The sequence below is a fragment of the Colwellia psychrerythraea 34H genome (assembly GCF_000012325.1).
GTDB lineage: Bacteria > Pseudomonadota > Gammaproteobacteria > Enterobacterales > Alteromonadaceae > Colwellia > Colwellia psychrerythraea_A.
In genome coordinates this window covers 4,987,930-5,007,943 of the sequence record NC_003910.7, presented here as the reverse complement: position 1 = coordinate 5,007,943, position 20,014 = coordinate 4,987,930, and the positions used below count along the sequence as shown (strand labels likewise).

Below are 20,014 nucleotides of genomic sequence, written 5' to 3'. Positions count from 1 at the left end.
GCACAACCCGCTATTTTTATAGGTAAATTGATATGTTTGCAGTACATGGTGATTGGCGAATATTAGTACAAAATAATTATGTCTTGCAGTGGTTCAGTGGTTGCTGGAATGAAGAAGCGGCTATTCAATATAGTCAAGAATTTAGAGATAAAACAGCGCATTTAAATGGAACTCATTGGGCTATTTTTTCCTATTTTGATGAATGGGAGTTAGGTGTTCCTGAGATGGAATCTCATTTAATTGAGCATTGCCAGCAATTTAAAAATAATGGCTGTATTAAAGATTGTCATATTTATTCGCCATCTGCTTGGAAGAGCATGCAACTTGAAAATATTGTCCCACAGAGTGAAGGGGATTATGAACGACGAGTGTTTGTTGATGAGTCAGAGGCTATTGCATGGATGAAATCGTGCGGTTTTTCTATTGTGACAGGTAATTTTTTAAAAAATTTACCTGCGTAATTTTGACGTTGACCACACGCCTAGTCTCAAGGAGTGTGGTAACCAAAACCGTAAAAGCGTGCTAACAATATTTATACTAATGCATTAGAAAATATTAGCGTGTAATTTTTCGGCGATATAATCAATGGCTTTTTGCGCGCGTATGCTATTACCTGCAGAATCAAGCCTAGGTGAAAAAACAGCGACCGCAAATTTTCCAGGTGATACCGCGATAATACCGCCACCAACGCCACTTTTTGCAGGTAAACCTACCTGATAAGCCCACTGGCCACTATTTTCATAAAGTCCTGCGGTTGTCATTACTGCCAACACCCGTGAGACATTATCACTACTCATCAAACGTTTGTCTGTTAACGGATGAACACCGTTATTGGCGAATACCGATGCCATCACGGCAAGATCTTTGGTCGTGACAGCAACTGAACATTGACGAGTATATATCGCAAGGTTGAGGTCGACATCACCATAAAAACGGTCATAAGACGTTAATAATTCGGCGATTGCGCGGTTATGACCGTTTGTATCAGATTCAGATTTATAAACATCTTCTAAAACACTTAACTTTCGGTTGGCAAATTTATCATACCAAGCGGAAAGAGCCGACCACTTAGCTTTTTCATTTTTACCATCAAGTAAGCTTACCGTGGCTATTGCACCGGCATTAACTAAAGGGTTCACGCTGCGTGCTTTATTTAGTTCTATAGCCGTCACTGAGTTGAATGCTAAACCTGTGGCATTTACGCCTATTTTATCAACAATAGTTTGTGGACCCTTTTGTTCCATTGCTAATGCTAAGGTGAATACTTTAGAAATAGATTGAATAGAGAAAGGCTGACTTACGTCGCCTTTGGTATAAATTTTGCCATGAGGAGTGACTACCGCTAAGCCAAAATAAGCTGAATCCACCTTAGCTAATGCAGGAATATAATCAGCATTCTTGCCTGAAGTATCATTTTCAAATTTATGATAGGCATCATCTAATATACTTTGTATAACGGGCTGTTGTGGCGATTTTGCCAATACCGGGCTGGCACAGGTTAATACTAAGAGTTGAACAAAAATTACTAGGTAGTTAGTTAACTTCATTAAATAGATTCCTTATTAATATTTAAAACCGACCGAGGCTTGGACTCTAAAGTTATCCGCTTCAAGGTTTGATTTACTTTGAACATCACCATACTGTAATTCAACGCCTGCTTTTATTTGACTAGCAGGATACCAAATAAGGTTCGCCGTTGAATAAGCACTATTTTTGATCGCTTTGTCTTTTTGCGTCACTAGATTATCAATAGTTAAATAGCTATAACCAATAGCGCTGCTCCACTTTTTACTCCACTGTTTATTATAATAGGCAAATCCGCCAGTCACAGGAATAGCTTTCAACCGGCCATTACCGTCTATACCTGCATCAACGCCACCGGTTTCATCACTGTAATAACTGCAGCAGGTGTCATTAACGTAACGACCAATACCTTCGCCATGCGCTAGTTGAAACTTTATCGAGTCCGCAGAGGTGAGTGTGATGGCACCTGAAATATTGAGTCCCCAACCTAAGGTTGTATCTTTAGTCGATAAGGTTTCATAGCCAAGTTGTCTAAACACCATAGCCGACTTTATGTAACCAAAGTCACCGCTGTGTAAGTAAGACACGGTCAAGTCAGGCAACTCATTAATATCGTCATAATCTGCTTTGGTAGATGATTTTGGCACGGCAAAATCACTAGCAGATTTTTCTATGGTAAACATTATTCTTCCACTTTCACTTACTGCTGTGCTATAACGCACTTGAGGCTGGCGGCTAAATACCATGGAGTTAGGCCCCCAGAAATCTAAAATATTGGGGAAGGAGTTGATGTCCATGAACCCACTAAAGGTTTGACCGGCACCAAAATCACCTATTTCTCCCCATAAATGGGTAAGATTAAAATCAGCATTACCTTGATCATCAAACATATCAAACTCAAAGCGAGTGGTCATAGCGCCATACTGAGTCGGGGTGTAACTTTTAAAGGATAAATTAGATTGGCCTACACTAAGCAGGGTATTGTCTTTAGTGGTATTGTTTTCATAAGCAATGGATGATGTTTGAAAGCCCGCCCGATTGGTCATTTCGCCACTATTATAAATAGCATCTAACCAAATCTGTCCGCCAATCTGTAAGGTGGTATCACTATTACTCAGTACAATACTTTTATCAGGTGCTTCAAAGTCATGACTAGGTCGCTGAGTGGTTTTAGGTATGACTACGACCTTTTCGCTATTACTAGATTGGTTTTTTCCATCTTTAGCTATTGTTGAACTTTGATTGTTTTTCTTTTGTACTTGTTGCTCAAGTTCTAATAAGCGTTGCTCTAAACTTTTGATGCGTTCTTTATCTGTTTGTTCACTGTAAGCACTTACTGAACAAAGTGTGCTCAATATAGCTAAAGATAGTGATAATGAATGGGCAGCGTTAAAACGTGGAGATGATAGAATTGTCTGGGCAGGTTTAGTCATTTACAACCTCACTCTTTAAGTCGTACTCATTGATTTAAATAATTTTATTTGGCTAAGTGTAGTTAAGTAAAATAAGTAGTAAGTAGCAAGAGATGAAGTGAGAATATAATCATTTAAGTGCCATCCATGCGTATAATTATTAATCACTACATTATCCCAGTGACAAGATAAAACAACTAGTTATTGCAAATTATTTACTTCAAGCAAGCAAAGAAGTGGATAGGAAGACATAAAAAAGCCAGTAACTTAAGTACTGGCTTGATAGGAAGTTAAGTAAATTTTTAGGTTAATTAACTTACGGTAATACGAGCAAATTTACGTTTGCCGACTTGATAAACTGCCGTCGTGCCAGCGCTAATAACTAAGCTACGGTCAGTTACTTTTTCGCTATCAATTTTAGCCGCCCCTTGTTTGATCATTCTAAAGGCATCAGAAGTACTACCGACTAATCCTGCATCTTTAAGCAAGTTAGCAATGGCTATTTCACCATTTTCAGTGGTAATCGTTAATTCCGGCATATCATCAGGTAACGCACCTTTTTGGAAACGATTGATGAATTCATCATGGGCAGCTTGTGCAGCAGCTTCATCATGAAAACGAGCAATCAATTCTTTGGCTAAATCAATTTTAACATCACGAGGATTTTTGCCATTTTCTATCTCGGTTTTATAACCTTCAATTTCTTCAAGCGGTTTAAAGCTAAGTAACTCGTAGTAACGCCACATTAATACATCTGAAATTGACATTATTTTGCCAAACATGTCGGTAGGCGTATCAGTAATGCCAATGTAGTTGCCTAATGACTTAGACATTTTCTGAACGCCATCTAGGCCTTCAAGTAATGGCATCATTAATACTGTTTGTGGACGCTGGCCTTCAGATTTTTGTAACTCACGACCCATTAATAAATTAAACTTTTGGTCGGTACCACCCAGCTCAACATCAGCCTCAAGCGCAACTGAATCCCAACCTTGTACTAAAGGGTACATAAACTCATGAATAGCAATGGCCTGGCCGTTAGCATAACGTTTTTTAAAGTCGTCACGCTCCATCATACGGGCAACCGTTTGACGAGAGGCAAGTTGTAACATACCTGCCGCGCCTAATTTATCCATCCAAGTAGAGTTAAAGGCAACGGTTGTTTTAGCGGGATCTAATATTTTAAAGACTTGCTCTTTATACGTTTCAGCATTGGCTAATACGTCTTCTTTAGTGAGTGCCTTACGCGTCACATTTTTACCCGTTGGATCACCAATCATTCCGGTGAAGTCACCAATCAAGAAAATAACTTCATGACCTAATTGTTGGAATTGACGAAGCTTGTTAATTAATACCGTGTGGCCTAAATGTAAGTCAGGCGCAGTAGGATCAAAACCCGCTTTGATTTTTAGCGGCTTACCTGTCTTAAGCTTTGTTAATAATTCTTCTTCTACTAATATTTCTTCTGCTCCGCGTTTTAGTTCGGCGAATGCTTGGTTAAAATCGGTCATTAGGACTCCACTGATTGGCTTTGAGTACTTAGTCTTTTAATAAATGATAACTACTGAGCGGAGCACTGAAAACAAGGCGCACACTGTTTTGGTAAGTTGAGTGGTTATATTGACTAGGTAAAGTTTATTTAATGGTCGAATTCTACTGCACTTTGCGGGTGGGATAAAACTTTATAATGGCTTTTTTAGTAAAGAAATAGTGATCTTAATGATAAACAGAGTTAATAAAGGGCTAACTTAAGCAAGTTAAGTTGATTTTTTTGTTTTTAAAAGTAAATCACCTCATTAAAAACTTAAGACGTTGCTGTTATTAACCTTAGTGGAGAACCAAATTTAAATAAGTGCCTCTTACTCAGTTCGTCTTTGAATGTGATTAATTACATTTGCTTACAAAGACTAGGGTTTTCATCGATGAGTGCAGTCAGTAATCGCATTATTTTTTCTGTAGTTTAGGTACAGTTTTGATATAGTCGGTAGATTACTGAATTTGTTTTTGATTTATCATTTCCCGCTATGAAAGTTTCGAGTCGTATCCTGTTGAAAAAATTATTAGAAATATTTAAAAACCTACCTAAGTTACATCGCCGGATAATTATTGCCAGTAGTTGTTTTTTACTGCTTTTATTGATCATTCCCTCGAATGACGAAAGTCTCGATGTTGATAATATCCAAGTAGGAAAACGCATTCAGGTATCATTGCCAGAAGATATAGTGCCTAAAGGTACAACGCCCAAACAAAGTGCCTTACCTCAGCGAAGTAGTAGCAAAGCCAACAACAAAATCACAATTGAGCAGATACCCTCGTTAGCTAAAACTGTCAGTGCGCAAAATGCAGGCAGTTTAGTGAGCGGGAAATTAGAAAGAAAAGTAAAAATACAAGATTCGTTAGAAACACTCGCCCAACTAAGCTGGCAAACCGTGAAGGTTCGAAGTGGTGACTCTTTAGCCTTGATACTAAAACGGTTGGGTTTTAGTGCGCAAACAACCTATGCGGTCAGTACCGCTAAAGGTAAAGAAAGTAAATTATTAAAAAGACTAAATGTCGGTGATAAATTACGCATTGCCAGCGATGAAGAGCAACAATTAGCCGCGCTTGAATATCCACTCTCTAAAACTGATACCTTATTTATTAATTTAGTGGGCGACAGTTATCAATCTCATCGGGAAACTAAAGAAGTAGAAATACGAGAAAGTTTTAGTTACGGCACCATCAATTCTAGTTTCTGGAATGCAGGCGTCAGTGCTGGATTGAATGATAGCCAAATCATTAACTTTGCCAATATTTTTGGTTGGGACATTGATTTCGCCTTAGATATCCGTGAAGGCGACAGTTTTCATATTACTTATGAAAAGAAATATATCGACGGTGAGTATATAGGTACAGGCAATATTTTAGCGGCGGAAATAACTAACCAAGATGAGGTATTCCAAGCTATTCGTTTTACCGATGATGAGTATTACAGTCCTGATGGCAGAAGTATGCGCAAGGCTTTTCTACGTGCACCTGTAAACTTTAAATATATAAGCTCGAGTTTTAAACGAAAACGTTTTCATCCAGTACAGAAACGTTGGAAAGCACATCGTGGTATTGATTACGCAGCTAAGACCGGCACACCAGTTGTTGCGGCAGGTAATGGTAAGGTGACGCATGCGACCTATAATAAATACAATGGTAACTATGTCTTTATTCAACATGGTAATGGCATAGTGACTAAGTATCTGCACTTTTCTAAACGAGCAGTCAAAAAAGGTCAGCGTGTCAAACAGGGTCAGGTCATTGGTTATGTTGGCGCTACCGGTTTAGCGGCAGGCCCGCATTTACATTACGAATTTTTGCTTAATGGCGTACATCGTAATCCGCGTACCGTCAAATTACCTGATGCTAGGCCTATCGCTAAAAAATATAAAGCCAAATTCTTATTATTAGCTGATGAACGTCTACAAGCCTTATCAGGGGCTAAAAATGCATTACTTTCGACACAAGCAAGTGATATAGCGACTAATGATTAATAATAAAACGGTAGCAGAAGGAAGATACTATATTGGCTTAATGTCAGGCACCAGTGCTGATGGTATCGACTTGGCGCTAGTAGACTTTACTGATAAGGGGCAACAGCCTCGATTAGTTGCTAGTTTCTATCAAAGTTATAGCGCTATTATTGCAGATAAAATCACCTCACTTTATCAACCTGGGAGTAATGAGATTGATCGTGCATTTCATTTGGATGTTGAATTAGCGCAGTTATTTTCTCAGGCCATTAATGCATTACTTAATCAAGAAAAGCTAACCCCTGAAGATATTATTGCCATTGGTAATCACGGGCAAACCATTCGTCATCGTCCAAGTGGCGATAACCCATTTACTTTACAAATAGGTTGCTGCCAAACGTTGGCTACGTTGACTGGGATTCGCGTGGTAGGTCAGTTTCGTCGTAAAGATATGGCGTTAGGTGGTCAAGGCGCACCTTTAGTCCCGATTTTTCATCAACAGTTATTCACTCAAACAACCGCCGCGAACTTTGTGGTGAATATAGGCGGTATTGCCAATATAACCTTTTTGCCAACACGAGATTCTAATCAAGCTGTTTTGGGTTTTGATACAGGACCAGGTAATGCTTTACTTGATGATTGGTTCACTAAACATCACCCAAATAGTGATGACTGCTTTGATAAAAATGGCGCTTGGGCAACAACGGGACAAGTTATTCCGTTGTTGCTAGAGCAGTTGATGCAAGATGATTATATAAATTCTGCAGCACCTAAAAGTACAGGAAGAGAATATTTTCACCTTGAATGGCTTGAACAGCAATTAACAGCTTTTAAAGAGGCAACTCATTCGCAACATGAAACAGTAATCAATCATAATGCCGATATTCAAGCGACACTATTGGCTTTTACCGCACAGAGTATTAGCGACGCCATTATGGCGCTAACGGCACAAGGTAAAGTCTACTTGTGTGGCGGCGGTGTCCATAATAAGGCTCTAGTGGAAGCGCTTAGCAGTAGATTAACTGCATCCGACACTGTCTTTGAAATAAACACCATGCAAGCACTGAATATTGATGGTGATATTCTTGAAGCTATGGCGTTTGCTTGGCTTGCATACGCTTTTGATCAAGGTTTAGACAGTAATCTGCCAGCAGTCACTGGTGCGAGCGCAAGTTGTACCTTAGGTAGTGCTTTTCTTCCTTAAATATTCTTTTATAAATTTGAGTCAGTTACTTACGTTCAGCAGTTTCATGCTTAAATCAGACAATAATCTACTAGCATTTCATGACATCAATACTATACTTAATTACTGGGTGTTCAAAAAATGAACTAACTGGTCGTACTGAAGTCAAACTCAGTACACCTTGGAAGTTAGCGTTGAGGAGGGCTTATGGAATTTAAAGATATTCATATTGGTATGAAATGTGGCAGTAAAAAAGGCAGTGGTACTGTTACCTGGGTTGATGGCTCAACACATACTATTTATATGGTTGATTGTAACAACAATGATAACTTTGAAGTTAACATCAACGATATTATCGAAGATCCACAAGCGCACAATAAAGAAGATGATTACTATTAAATAGTACTGAGATTTATCTTTTAAAAATAATAAAAAACCCGACAAATTTACATTTAGTCGGGTTTTTTATTTTCACTTAGTCAATATACCCGTTACCATTCAAAGTGCAGGTTTTCAGTGGGAATTTAAATGATTTTAGGCAAGAAGAATGATTTAAGCATAGTCATTCTATGTTTTGATTATTTGACGCAGTATAAAGTCATTTAAAACTCATCGAAGAAGCGCTTGAGCAACATCACTTCATCGTTGCTGTGATTCACAATGGAATAACCATTATGTCATCACAGCGCCTTGAGTTGAAATTGCTCAAGCACTCTGAAACCAGCATCTTGATTGGTGACGGGTATATATTGAATCTGCCTTAGTTATTTGCCACACTGCTCCCTCTACGACTAGCTTGATTAATTGAATTAGTATAATCAAGCCACTCAATATCAAACTCATGCTTTAAGGTCTTTTATGGATTGGTTGTCTGTGCTACCTCCTTTGGTCGCTATTATTATTGTTATTTGGAAAAAAGAAGTCATTCTTGCTTTACTCACCGCGGTATTTACCTCTGAGTTGTTATTAGCATCACAAGAGCATAGCAATGTCATTTTTCATGCTTTTATAGGCTCTCTCGAACGTGTTATCGGCGTCGTCAGCTCTGCTGGTAATGCCCGTATTTTGATTTTCAGTTTACTGATTGGCGCTTTACTGGCGTATGTTAGAGATTCAGGTGGTGTTACTGCAACGGTCGAAAAGTTAGTTAATAAAGGTATCGCCAAAAGTAAGCGACAAGTAGGTGCTCTAACCATGTTTACCGGCATGGTCATCTTTATCGAATCAAATCTTAGTGTGCTTACTGCAGGTATTTTGTCTCGTGATTTATTCGACAAATTCAAAATGAGTCGTGCTCGCTTAGCCTATATTATTGACAGTACCAGTGCGCCAGTATGTATATTAGTATTACTAAATGGCTGGGGTGCGTATGTACTCGCACTATTAAATAACTATGAACTAGGGCAGTCTTCTGTGTCTATTTTATGGGGATCAGTCGCATTTAATTTCTACGCTATTATCGCTTTGCTCATGGTGGTTTATACGGTAGTGACCGATAGAGTACATGGGCCAATGAAAACGGCAGAGTTGGCATTGAATACCAGCGAAAAAACAAAGGAAAGGGTAGAATCTGATGATTTATCGCAGCGCTCTTCAATAGCTGAATCTTCAATAGTGCAAACAGCTGCACCTCAAGAAACACTATCACAAGCCATACTGCATGAGGCCATGGTGCCAGCCACCAAAGCACGCTTTATGTTGGTACCTTTAATGAGCATGATCTTCGGCATGTTTTTCTTTATGTATTGGAGCGGTAATGGTGATATCACTCAAGGTGACGGTAGTAAATCGGTACTTTATGCCACTTGCTTAGGCTTGGCAGTAAGTTACTTTTTATTGCGTTTTTCTAATCGTTTCGGACATCAAGAGTTAGTAGAAATAGGGTTTAAAGGCATTGGTGAACTATTACCGTTAGTCACGATAGTGTTATTGTCATTAACCCTTGGCGCTAGCTTGAAAGAGCTTGGCACAGGTTATTTTATTGCAGGTATTGTTGGTGAGTATCTACCATTAATTTTAGTGGTGCCTATGTTGTTCATTGCAGGTGCTATTATTTCATTTAGTACAGGGACCTCGTGGGGTACTTTCGCCATTTTAATTCCTATTGGCGTGCCATTAATTCAAGCGCTCGGTTTACCGCCTTCATTAGTCATTGCTGCCATTTTAGGTGGTGGTATCTTTGGTGATCATTGCTCACCAATCTCTGATACCACCTGTGTATCAGCCATCGCATCAGGTTGTGATTTACTTGAGCACGTTAAAACCCAGATGCCTTATGCACTGTTTGGTGGCGCGTTAACACTTGTGGCTTATATTATCGCAAGCATTGTCATGATTTAACTTATATACCCAAGCCACTTGAAGATGCGCGTTTCAGGACATTTGGCTATAACTCTTTTGCGTGCGATGAGTTGTAAAGCAGTTCAGTTACTGCCGATTAATTGTCTAAGATTTACAGTCTAAGAATAACGAGGAATAATAATGAAAATAACGCGACCGATGTTAACTTTTTTACTTGTATCAGCCTTTGCTAATACTGCATTTTCTAATACTGTCTTAGCAAAAGACGTTCCTTTTGCTATCGCCATTCATGGTGGTGCGGGCACCATTCAAAAAGACCATTTTACTCCTGAAAAAGAAGCGGCTTATCGTGCTAAATTAAAAGAGTCTGTTGAAGCAGGTTATACGGTTCTTGAGCAAGGTGGTACTAGCCTTGATGCGGTAGCCACTGCAATAAATGTTCTCGAAAACTCACCATTTTTTAATGCGGGTAAAGGTGCTGTTTATACCCATGATGAAACTCATGAAATGGACGCTTCAATTATGGACGGAAAAAACCGTCAAGCAGGCGCTGTCGCGGGAGTTAAACATATTGAAAACCCGATAAATCTAGCACGTTTGGTGATGGATGAATCAGTACATGTGATGTTAAGTGGTGCTGGCGCAGAAAGCTTTGCTCATAGCCAAGGGGTTAAGTTAGTTGATAATAAGATCTTCGATACTGACCATAGATATAAATCATTGCAACGCGCTAAAGCTAAAATGAAAAAGGCTAAACAACAAAATAAAGACTACCAAGCAGCGCACTTTGCTTTAGATACTGAATATAAAGTGGGTACGGTTGGCGCTGTTGCGCTTGATAAATTTGGCAATGTTGCTGCAGGTACTTCTACTGGTGGTATGACAAATAAGCGTTATGGTCGTATTGGTGATTCACCTGTTATTGGTGCAGGTACTTTTGCTGATAATGCTTCCTGTGCTGTTTCAGCAACGGGTCATGGTGAATTCTTTATTCGTTATAACGTAGCGGCTGATATTTGTGCCAGAGTTCAATATCAAGGTAAGAGTATTGACCAAGCGGGTAAAGAAGTTATTCATGATGTGCTCATGCCTGTTGGTGGTACGGGTGGTGTGATTATTATAGATAGTAAAGGTAATATCAGCTTACCATTCAATACTAAAGGTATGTATCGAGCCAGCAAATCTACCAGCCAAGTGACTTATGTTGGTATTTTTAAAGATGATTAATTAAATATCAAATATCAAATAACAAAATCGAATAGCTAGAATACCTGCTCGGTAAGTTGTTGGTTACGCGAAGATTAGTGACTTAACTTTTAGTTTTTCGTCGCTATACCCTTTGATCTAGATCAAGTTTCTCTGTCCATCATTAACAATATCGGCTAAAATCCGCGCCATATTTTAGTTGTTTAACCGCAGTACAGGAAACTAGACCATGTCTCAGCACGAAGAAGATTTTAAAGATCCCTCCTCTTTCAAACACTTAGCAATGATTATTGTGGCAATGTTTGCTATGCCATTATTACCAATGGTAATGGGTTGGTTTACGCTTCTGCGTTAAGCAATTTTATCTATTACTGGCGAGGGGCACTTGCTCCTCACAGTAATTATTGTCTTCTGCATGACCTACTACTTTCTCTCTTTGTTCTTTTCTAATATTAATCATTTTTCTACTCGTATTAAATAAACCTCAATACCTTGGTTATACAGTCGATTTTCTGCATTTAGCCTTTTAAATTCGATTATTCATCGTTATTTTATAATCAATGCTGCACTTTATTGTTACAGTGTCTCTGAATTTTCCTATCTTCAACTTAAAAGTGAATCGAATGCCTGATATAGCTGTTCTTGCGGTCTTTCTTCCTACCTTCTTTTTTGTCTCAATCACGCCAGGTATGTGCATGACATTGGCGATGACGCTAGGCATGAGCATTGGTGTGCGTCGTACCATGTGGATGATGATTGGTGAACTCATTGGTGTCGCAATTGTTGCGATAGCAGCTGTGTTTGGCGTTGCTGGTATTATGCTTAACTACCCAGATGTATTCGAAGTGTTGAAGTGGATAGGTGGTGCATACTTAGCGTACATAGGCGTTAATATGTGGCGCTCAAGGGGTAAAATGTCGATAGGTGACAATAAGCCCAGCGATGTCAGTCGTTATTCTTTATTCACGCAAGGGTTCGTCACCGCTATTGCTAACCCCAAGGGATGGGCCTTTATGATTTCCCTGCTTCCTCCTTTTATTAGTGTTGACCGCGCAGTAGCACCACAATTACTGATGTTACTCGGCGTTATCATGTTTACCGAATTTACTAGCATGATGGCTTACGCAACGGGTGGTAAGAGTCTACGGTTATTTTTAAGTCGCGGCGATAATGTTAAATGGATGAATCGTATTGCGGGTAGTTTGATGATAGCTGTTGGTATTTGGCTAGCAGTTAGTTAACCCTTAGCTAAAGGATCGCTAGGCCATAGTTAGTCAATGTGCATGACTGAACTTATTATAAGTGGCTTTATTTAAGCTAATCTGAGGGCAACATTTCTACTTCACATACCTTATGAAACTCGCTTTCAACACGTGATCATAATACCATAGCCAAACTCTCTGTTTTCTTATTAAAAGATAGGTCTTAGCTATGATTAAGTTGCGCGATTTAGAATATTTAACGGCTATCGATAAACATAAACACTTTGGTAAAGCGGCTCAATCTTGTTTTGTTAGTCAGCCTACTTTGAGTGGGCAACTAATGAAACTGGAAGAGCAACTAGGTTTGCAACTGGTCGAGCGTCATCGCCGCAATGTTATGTTAACGCCTGCTGGGGAACAGTTAGTTAAAGAAGCGCGAAAAGTATTACAAGCCGCAGGACAATTTGAATCTTGTGCTAAAGCCTTGCTTGACCCGTTTGCGGGTGATTTACATCTAGGATTAATACCTACATTAGCGCCATATTTGTTGCCACATATCATGGCAGACTTGAATAAAGCACTACCTAACATCAACTTCTTTCTACATGAAAATCAGACCAAGGTATTATTGCAGGAATTGGATGAAGGTAAATTAGACGTATTAATTTTGCCTTACCTTGATGAAATGGATAAATTTGAATCATACCAATTGTTTGATGAACCACTGATGCTGGCAACACCAAAAAATCATCGACTTGCCAATAAAAAAGATTTATCACTCTCCGACTTACATGATGAAAAAATTCTAACCTTAGCTGATGGCCATTGTCTTAAAGACCAAGCAATGGGCTATTGTTTTTCTGCGGGTGCTAAAGAAGATAATAGTTTTCAAGCGACAAGCTTGGAAACGCTACGTCATATGGTGGCAAGCGGCATGGGCATTACTTTATTACCAGCCCTTGCTGCACAAGGAAATTTAGCTAGCGATACTATTCATTATGGTCAGTTTCAAGCCCCAGTGCCTGTACGAGGCATCTCTTTGGTGATTAGACCTAATTATTCACGTATGCAATGCGTTAGATCGATAGTGGCCAGTGTTAGAAAGTCTCTCAACGGTATCATTACCTAGTTTATCCATTCTTACTAAAAGCTAAAACCTTTCAAATAGCTCACTATAGTGTTCTTTAGAATACTGCATGATAGGTTTTAACTATCATATTGATAATTATCATCGATTATACTAATTCATCCTCTGACTCTATTATTACCCCGTCTTCAACGAAACAGTTTTAACGTTTCAAACATATTTATAATACTTAACGGGAGTTCAGAATGAACCAATCAATTATTAATACTAAATTATTACCTTTTAACGCTACTGCTTTTCACAACGGTGAATTTGTTGAACTAAGTGAAAAAGACCTTGCGGATAAATGGTCAGTAGTTTTCTTCTACCCAGCTGATTTTACTTTTGTATGTCCTACCGAATTAGGTGACATGGCAGACCACTATGACGAATTACAAAAAATGGGCGTTGAAGTTTACTCAGTATCAACCGATACCCACTTCACTCATAAAGCATGGCACGACACCTCAGATACGATTAACAAAATCAAATATCCAATGATTGGTGATCCAACTGGCGCAATTACCCGCAATTTTGGTGTCATGATTGAAGAAGCTGGTTTAGCACTTCGTGGCACGTTTGTTATTAATCCAGAAGGCGAAGTTAAAATCGCTGAAGTACATGACTTAGGCATAGGTCGAAGCGCAGCTGAGTTACTACGTAAAGTTAAAGCAGCACAATATGTTGCTGAGCATGATGGTGAAGTTTGTCCAGCAGCATGGCAACCAGGTGCTGAAACTTTAGCTCCATCATTAGACCTAGTAGGCAAAATCTAAATTAGGATTAGTTAAATTTTCCTTAGATTCGTTTAAATGCTTACTGCTCTGCGTTACGAGGGCTTCACATAGGCAAGCTATGCTACAGCCCTCGCGCCTTGAGCAGAAAGCATTTAATTCAAATCTAAAGTCAAACTTCGGCGGAATAAGGATGTTTCGCACTTGCTAATTAATAGCAAAACTAAAGTTCCTTTCCCTTATCACTTTCCACTTCCCATTGAATATCTTTAGAGGTCATTATGTTAGACACAAACTTACAAACACAATTAAAAAGTTATTTAGACAACTTAAAAACACCAGTCGAGCTAATCACCTTTACTGATGAAAGCCCTAAGGCAAAAGAACTTGCTCAATTAGTGACACAAATCGCTGAATTATCACCATTAATCACTGAAATTAATGGTAATAATAGTGAACAAGCGGCCAACGAACGCGTGCCATCTATGTTAGTCCGTAGTGTGGCGAGTAATAGCGAAATGCGTTTTGCAGGTTTACCAATGGGGCACGAATTTACCTCATTAGTCATGGCGTTATTACACAGTGGTTCACACCCTTTAAAAATTGAAGCTGAGCAAATAGAACAAGTACGCAACCTCGAAGGGGATTTTGTTTTTGAGACCTACATCTCGTTAAGCTGTCAGAATTGTCCGGATGTAGTACAAGCCTTAAATATGATGGCAGCCATTAACCCGAATATAAAACACACCATGATTGACGGTTCGTTATTTCAAACGGAAGTGTTTGATCGTGATGTGATGGCAGTCCCCAGTGTGTATTTAAATGGTGAGTCATTTAGTCAGGGTCGTGTGTCATTAACCGATATTTTAAATAAAGTAGATACCAATGCGGGTGCTCGCCAAGCTAAAGCATTAGAGAATAAAGATACCTATGACTTTTTAGTTGTCGGTGGTGGGCCTGCAGGTGCCGCCGCCGCAATTTATGCGGCACGAAAAGGTATTAATACTGGCTTAGTTGCAGACCGATTTGGCGGACAGGTCAGTGATACCATGGCGATTGAAAACTTTATCTCGGTCAAAGCCACACAAGGGCCAAAACTTGTTGCTAGTTTAGAAGAACATGTTCGTGAATATGATGTAGATATCATGAACAGTAATAAAGCGAGTAAAGTGAAGCGCAATGAAGCTACAGGACTGGTTGAAGTTAGCTTAGAAAATGGCGCCGTATTAAAAAGTAAGTCGGTGGTATTAGCAACTGGCGCACGCTGGAGAGAAATGAATGTACCGGGTGAAAATCAGTATCGCGGCAAAGGGGTTGCTTACTGTCCTCATTGTGACGGACCACTCTTTAAAGGCAAACCCGTAGCGGTTATTGGTGGTGGTAATTCAGGTATTGAAGCTGCCATTGATTTAGCCGGTATTGTAGAGCATGTCACTGTTTTAGAATTTGCAGACACGCTACGTGCAGATGATATTTTGGTGAGAAAAGCTAATTCATTAACTAACGTCACTATTATTACTAATGCGCAAACCACTGAAGTGCATGGTGATGGTACACGTGTCACTAGCTTAAGTTACACCGACCGAGGTACAGGTGAACATCATTCACTGGCATTGGCAGGTATTTTTGTGCAAATAGGCTTGATGCCAAACACTGAGTTTTTACAAGGTGAAATAGAATTAACTAATCGCGGTGAAATTATTGCAGGTAGCCGAGGTGAGACGTCTATTACAGGGGTTTTTGCAGCAGGCGATGTAACCAACAACCCTTATAAACAAATTATTATTGCGATGGGAAGTGGTGCAAATGCTGCTTTGGGAGCTTTTGATTACCTTATTCGTCAAGACGTTTAATAGGATTAAACCATAAACAAAAAGTCATACCTTATTGTGCACGTTACTTTAAATTTGATATTTATAGTTAGAAAATAAACCGTTTAAAAAACTAATATTTTAAGCGGTTTAGTAAGCGGTTTAGTAAGCGGTTTAGTAAGCGCTTTAGTAAGGTGCTTAGTAAAGCTTACGACAGTACCTTATGCTTTTTGAGCCTATCAAGATTTGTTAGCATTAGTGTCATTAAAATAACAAGTGTAATTGGTATATAAATTGCTCGTAATAAAAGTGTCAATTTATTACGGTATTTACCAAATGATCAATAACCTAGGCCTGTATAGCGCCACTTTTAATAACAATTCAACGGTGAGTCAGCAAAATACTGCTGAAATACAAGCAATCACTGAAAAACATGCTGAAAGCATTGCTAAAAGTGAAGAGCCAGCTGTTGTTGATAACAGTTTATATTTATCAAGTAGAGCGCAAAAGATTAATGCTATCAGCAGTGAGTTTTTTAGCGGTGCAGAACTAACATTTGATGATGTAGGCGCGTTAAAAGAAAAGCTTTATCAATTTGGACTTATTTCAAAAGGTGAGTATGCCACGTTAAGCGGGACTTCAGCGGAAGCTACCACTAACGAATCTAGCGAGACCACTTCTACCACCACGTTAACTAATTTCCTTGGGGACTTTATTGAGCGCTTAAATAAAGATGATAGTGATGAGAATACCGACAGTGATGATGAAGATATCCCTGAAAGTGAAACAATAGTGGCTTTAACTGGTGCGTTAACTACTGCAAAAAAAATATTGAAAAACGTCGAAGAGCAGAAACTGCAACCTGACTTTAAAACCTCTCTTAATGAGGCATTAGCCTTACTTAAGGAAACAATTAATGATAAATCATTTGAAAAATTACCTTTAGAGGACAAAATCGGACTCAGTAAAGTGCATCAAGCATTAGAAATTGTTGATCGCCTATCTCCACAACGACTTAATAATGATAAAGTTAATCAATATATTAAGTTATCATATAGGTAATCGATATACGCTATTTCACAGTCATATTTGAAGGTAAGGGATTATTTTGCGATTGTTTAAATTTACCTTAGCCATATCTTTGGTCTTTGTTATCACACTCAGTGCGGTATTTTATAGTCGAAGCTCGGTGGTGACAGCAATAGTAAATAATTATCTGACTGAGCATAATAGTGAGTTAACCTGTATTGATTTTGAAGTAAATAACAACTTTGATTTACTGATCACCCGTATATGTATTGATTCTCCTTATGCGGAAATAGAATTAATTGGTAGTCTGGTAGAATGGCGATTTGAGCCCAGCAAGTTAGACGTAGATAATATAGCCGACGCTATTTCAGCGATAAATATTGATGTAGCTACGGTACGTGCTAAAGGTGATTTTCAATTCCCTGAAAACCCTACTTCAAGTAACGTAAAATTCAGTGAGTTACCCACACTTATTAGAAAAAAAATTAATGACCTTGCGTTGATATCCATTCCAGTTGAAATTGATATCAAAACCTTTAGCTACCAACCCTTTACTAATAAAAAAACTAATAAACAAACCCATCAAAAAGCTAATAAAAACCACACTTATCAAGGGCAATTTTCAGCCAATGCTCAGCAGCTCGCATTCTCTTTAGCTAATCAAAAGAATGAAAGTGTTCTTGCTTTGGCGTTAACTAAAAATGGTGATGAGATTCGTGCTAGTTTAGCGACAGATTTAGCAAAGCTCAGGCCATTTCTCGTCAGACACCAAAGAGCTTTGCCTCTTAGTTTATCAACACTCTTGCTCGATGACTCTTGGATTGCTGCGGGGAAACTTAATAGCCAACTTGATTGGCAACAGCAAACCTTGGCTCTGACCAATCAAATGACTGATTTTTCTTTCGAGGCATCACAAGGTTTTTCTTCATTAGGGCCGATTGAGCTAGAGACAACATTGTCGTGGCAAACAGCTTTAGTGGGAGAAACCCTACAATTTGACTTTACTCATAAAGATTACCAGCGTAATAACATACAGTTAGTTTTTAATGCAGAAAAGTTACTTGAGCAACTCACAGCGCAAACAGTGGACCAGCAGATAATAAACGTGCTCACAGACAATGCTATAAATTCCTTAACAGTTCAGTCATTGGGTTCGCTAACAATTGACTTTGCCCAGCAATCTATAGCCAGCGATAGCCTTGATATTGTTAGTAGAAATTTATATGGGCCAATAAAACTCTCGTTAAACGATGTACTCTTTAATTTTAATGATGATCCAGCAATAACAACTAACTTACAAAAAGCAAAATTATCACTGACAGGAGCAGCAAGCATTGCTCAATTACAGCCTTATAGCAGACAGCCAGTAAAGGTAAGTGTCATAGGGGAAATTGTGCAGTACAGTGATATTTGGCAGCTAACACTTGCCCAAGGCACGGCAATCGAATTAGCTCAGCTCAGCTTACCGTCAAATAAGTCAGTTATTGAACCGATAAGGAAATCTCAACAATCAACCCCCAATGCTCAACCGAATATAAAATCGTTAATCAGTCATTGGCAAGGTAAAGTGTCGATTGCTAAAAATGACAATCAACCTCAGTCTAAAAATAGTGAATCAGTGACGTTTGCATTAGATATTAACAGTCAGATAAAACAGCTAAATTATCCTAATATATTGAAAGTTGATGAACTTGAGTTAACTACAAAGCTCAGTGGAAATATTGAAGAGATAACGATAAATACTAAAGTGATTGCCGATGATGTACCCATAGCGACCGCTATCTTAATGGGGGATTTACGTCATCCGAGTGTGATTGTGTCGGCACAAGATGTGTTGCTTACTGATTTATTAGCTTTGAAGTTGAAACTACCTGTTGAGTTGAAGCTTATTGATGGCAATATCGACTATCACTTAAGCGGACAGTTAAAAAATAGTGATGACCTATTAGCTAATCCAATGATACTCACACTAACGGTACAAGATGTTACTGGGGAAGTTGATGGTACTTGGCTACAAGAGCTTAACTGGCAACAAAAGCTGCAGTTACAAAATGGTGAGATAAAATCGAGACCAGACCAGACTAAAACGTCATCTAATCTGACCATTGCCAAGATAGAAACGGCGACACCCATTAATAATTTTTCAACAAGAACTTATATCGACTTTTCACAAGATAGACTGAAATTATTAGCACATAATATTCGCGGACACTTATTAGGTGGACGTTTTGATATACCACAAGTTCAGTGGCCTTTTAGGAAAGATCTGCCAGTGAAAGTAGCACTAACTAAAATAGATTTAGAAAAACTACTCGAGTTAGATAAAAAGCAAGGTATAGTCGTGACAGGAAAAGTCTCAGGGCAGTTACCCATTCAATATGATGGTGAAAACTTTCTCATCAAAGGCGGTAGCATAAAAAATGTCGGTGACGGTATTATCCAAGTTTATAATAACCCCGCGGTTGAAGAACTAAAAGCCAGTAGCACTGAATTAAAGCTGGCGTTTAGCGCCTTGGAAAACTTGCACTACCATCATCTCTCATCAGAAGTTTCGATGGCGGATGACGGCTATATGTTATTAGATACAGCCATTAGGGGCCGAAATCCTGATTTGGACAATGATGTAAATTTGAATTTAAATCTTAGCTATGATTTATTAGGCTTAATTGAATCACTCAATATTACCGAGGATTTTGAAAGCAAAATTATCAAAGGGTTATACCCATGATACTTCAAAAGTCGAGTTTCAGGATACCAGATAAGTTCATGATCAAGGCGTATCTTTTTATTAATGGTTATTCCCTTAAAAACGGATACAACGATGAGCATGACTTTATCAGGGATCCCCGTAGGGCTGGTTTAGAAACGCTTTATGCCACGTTATTGATTTAAATAATAGAATACTATTATCTTCAATCTATGCCTTGCCTAAAAGCGTTTCTAATTTCAGCTGAATCCTGAATTTTGAGGTAACATGGGTATATAC

16 protein-coding genes are annotated in these 20,014 nt (G+C 38.7%); 13 read left to right on the top strand and 3 right to left on the bottom strand.

Going from position 1 to position 20,014, the window contains the following annotated elements:
- Positions 1–32: 32 nt before the first annotated feature.
- Positions 33–461: a hypothetical protein gene (locus CPS_RS21260; protein WP_011045455.1), complete on the top strand. Its 429-nt coding sequence runs from the start codon at positions 33–35 to the stop codon at positions 459–461.
- 84 nt (positions 462–545) lie between these two features.
- On the opposite strand, the gene glsA is transcribed toward CPS_RS21260, so the two are convergent.
- From glsA to tyrS, 3 genes are all read right to left on the bottom strand, one after another.
- Positions 546–1,547: a glutaminase A gene (glsA, locus tag CPS_RS21255; RefSeq protein ID WP_238383568.1), complete on the bottom strand. Its 1,002-nt coding sequence runs from the start codon at positions 1,545–1,547 to the stop codon at positions 546–548.
- A gap of 15 nt (positions 1,548–1,562) precedes the next feature.
- Positions 1,563–2,957: a DcaP family trimeric outer membrane transporter gene (locus tag CPS_RS21250; protein WP_011045453.1), complete on the bottom strand. Its 1,395-nt coding sequence runs from the start codon at positions 2,955–2,957 to the stop codon at positions 1,563–1,565.
- Between the two features lie 290 nt (positions 2,958–3,247).
- Positions 3,248–4,447 carry a tyrosine--tRNA ligase gene (tyrS, locus tag CPS_RS21245; RefSeq protein ID WP_011045452.1) on the bottom strand — a complete coding sequence of 400 codons (1,200 nt, stop codon included), beginning with the start codon at positions 4,445–4,447 and terminating at the stop codon, positions 3,248–3,250.
- 513 nt (positions 4,448–4,960) lie between these two features.
- Between tyrS and CPS_RS21240 the strand changes: the two genes are divergently transcribed.
- The 12 genes from CPS_RS21240 (at position 4,961) to CPS_RS21190 (ending at position 19,756) form a co-directional block, all read left to right on the top strand.
- A complete protein-coding gene (locus CPS_RS21240; RefSeq protein WP_011045451.1) occupies positions 4,961–6,457 on the top strand; it encodes an OapA family protein in 1,497 nt (498 codons plus the stop codon).
- Entirely contained in the window at positions 6,450–7,640 is a 1,191-nt protein-coding gene (locus CPS_RS21235; RefSeq protein ID WP_011045450.1) for an anhydro-N-acetylmuramic acid kinase, read from the top strand. Before CPS_RS21240 ends, CPS_RS21235 begins: the two co-directional genes overlap by 8 nt.
- 186 nt (positions 7,641–7,826) lie before the next feature.
- Positions 7,827–8,018, top strand: coding sequence for a hypothetical protein (locus CPS_RS21230; protein ID WP_011045449.1), 192 nt, complete (start codon positions 7,827–7,829; stop codon positions 8,016–8,018).
- Between the two features lie 459 nt (positions 8,019–8,477).
- On the top strand, positions 8,478–9,959 hold the full coding sequence (locus CPS_RS21225; RefSeq protein ID WP_011045448.1) for a Na+/H+ antiporter NhaC family protein: 1,482 nt from the start codon (positions 8,478–8,480) through the stop codon (positions 9,957–9,959).
- 159 nt (positions 9,960–10,118) lie between these two features.
- Positions 10,119–11,147, top strand: coding sequence for an isoaspartyl peptidase/L-asparaginase family protein (locus tag CPS_RS21220; RefSeq protein ID WP_011045447.1), 1,029 nt, complete (start codon positions 10,119–10,121; stop codon positions 11,145–11,147).
- 208 nt (positions 11,148–11,355) lie between these two features.
- Positions 11,356–11,481: a hypothetical protein gene (locus CPS_RS24285; RefSeq protein ID WP_011045446.1), complete on the top strand. Its 126-nt coding sequence runs from the start codon at positions 11,356–11,358 to the stop codon at positions 11,479–11,481.
- A gap of 268 nt (positions 11,482–11,749) precedes the next feature.
- Complete coding sequence (locus CPS_RS21215; RefSeq protein WP_011045444.1) at positions 11,750–12,367, top strand: LysE family translocator; 618 nt, start codon at positions 11,750–11,752, stop codon at positions 12,365–12,367.
- A gap of 190 nt (positions 12,368–12,557) precedes the next feature.
- Positions 12,558–13,457, top strand: coding sequence for a DNA-binding transcriptional regulator OxyR (gene oxyR, locus CPS_RS21210; RefSeq protein ID WP_011045443.1), 900 nt, complete (start codon positions 12,558–12,560; stop codon positions 13,455–13,457).
- A gap of 203 nt (positions 13,458–13,660) precedes the next feature.
- Positions 13,661–14,230: an alkyl hydroperoxide reductase subunit C gene (ahpC, locus tag CPS_RS21205; RefSeq protein WP_011045442.1), complete on the top strand. Its 570-nt coding sequence runs from the start codon at positions 13,661–13,663 to the stop codon at positions 14,228–14,230.
- Between the two features lie 239 nt (positions 14,231–14,469).
- On the top strand, positions 14,470–16,041 hold the full coding sequence (gene ahpF / locus CPS_RS21200; protein ID WP_011045441.1) for an alkyl hydroperoxide reductase subunit F: 1,572 nt from the start codon (positions 14,470–14,472) through the stop codon (positions 16,039–16,041).
- 294 nt (positions 16,042–16,335) lie between these two features.
- The gene (locus CPS_RS21195; RefSeq protein WP_041737169.1) at positions 16,336–17,061 is read left to right on the top strand and encodes a hypothetical protein; all 726 of its coding nucleotides are present in this window, start codon (positions 16,336–16,338) and stop codon (positions 17,059–17,061) included.
- Positions 17,062–17,107: 46 nt separating this feature from the next.
- A complete protein-coding gene (locus CPS_RS21190) occupies positions 17,108–19,756 on the top strand; it encodes an intermembrane phospholipid transport protein YdbH family protein (RefSeq protein WP_011045439.1) in 2,649 nt (882 codons plus the stop codon).
- Positions 19,757–20,014: the final 258 nt, after the last annotated feature.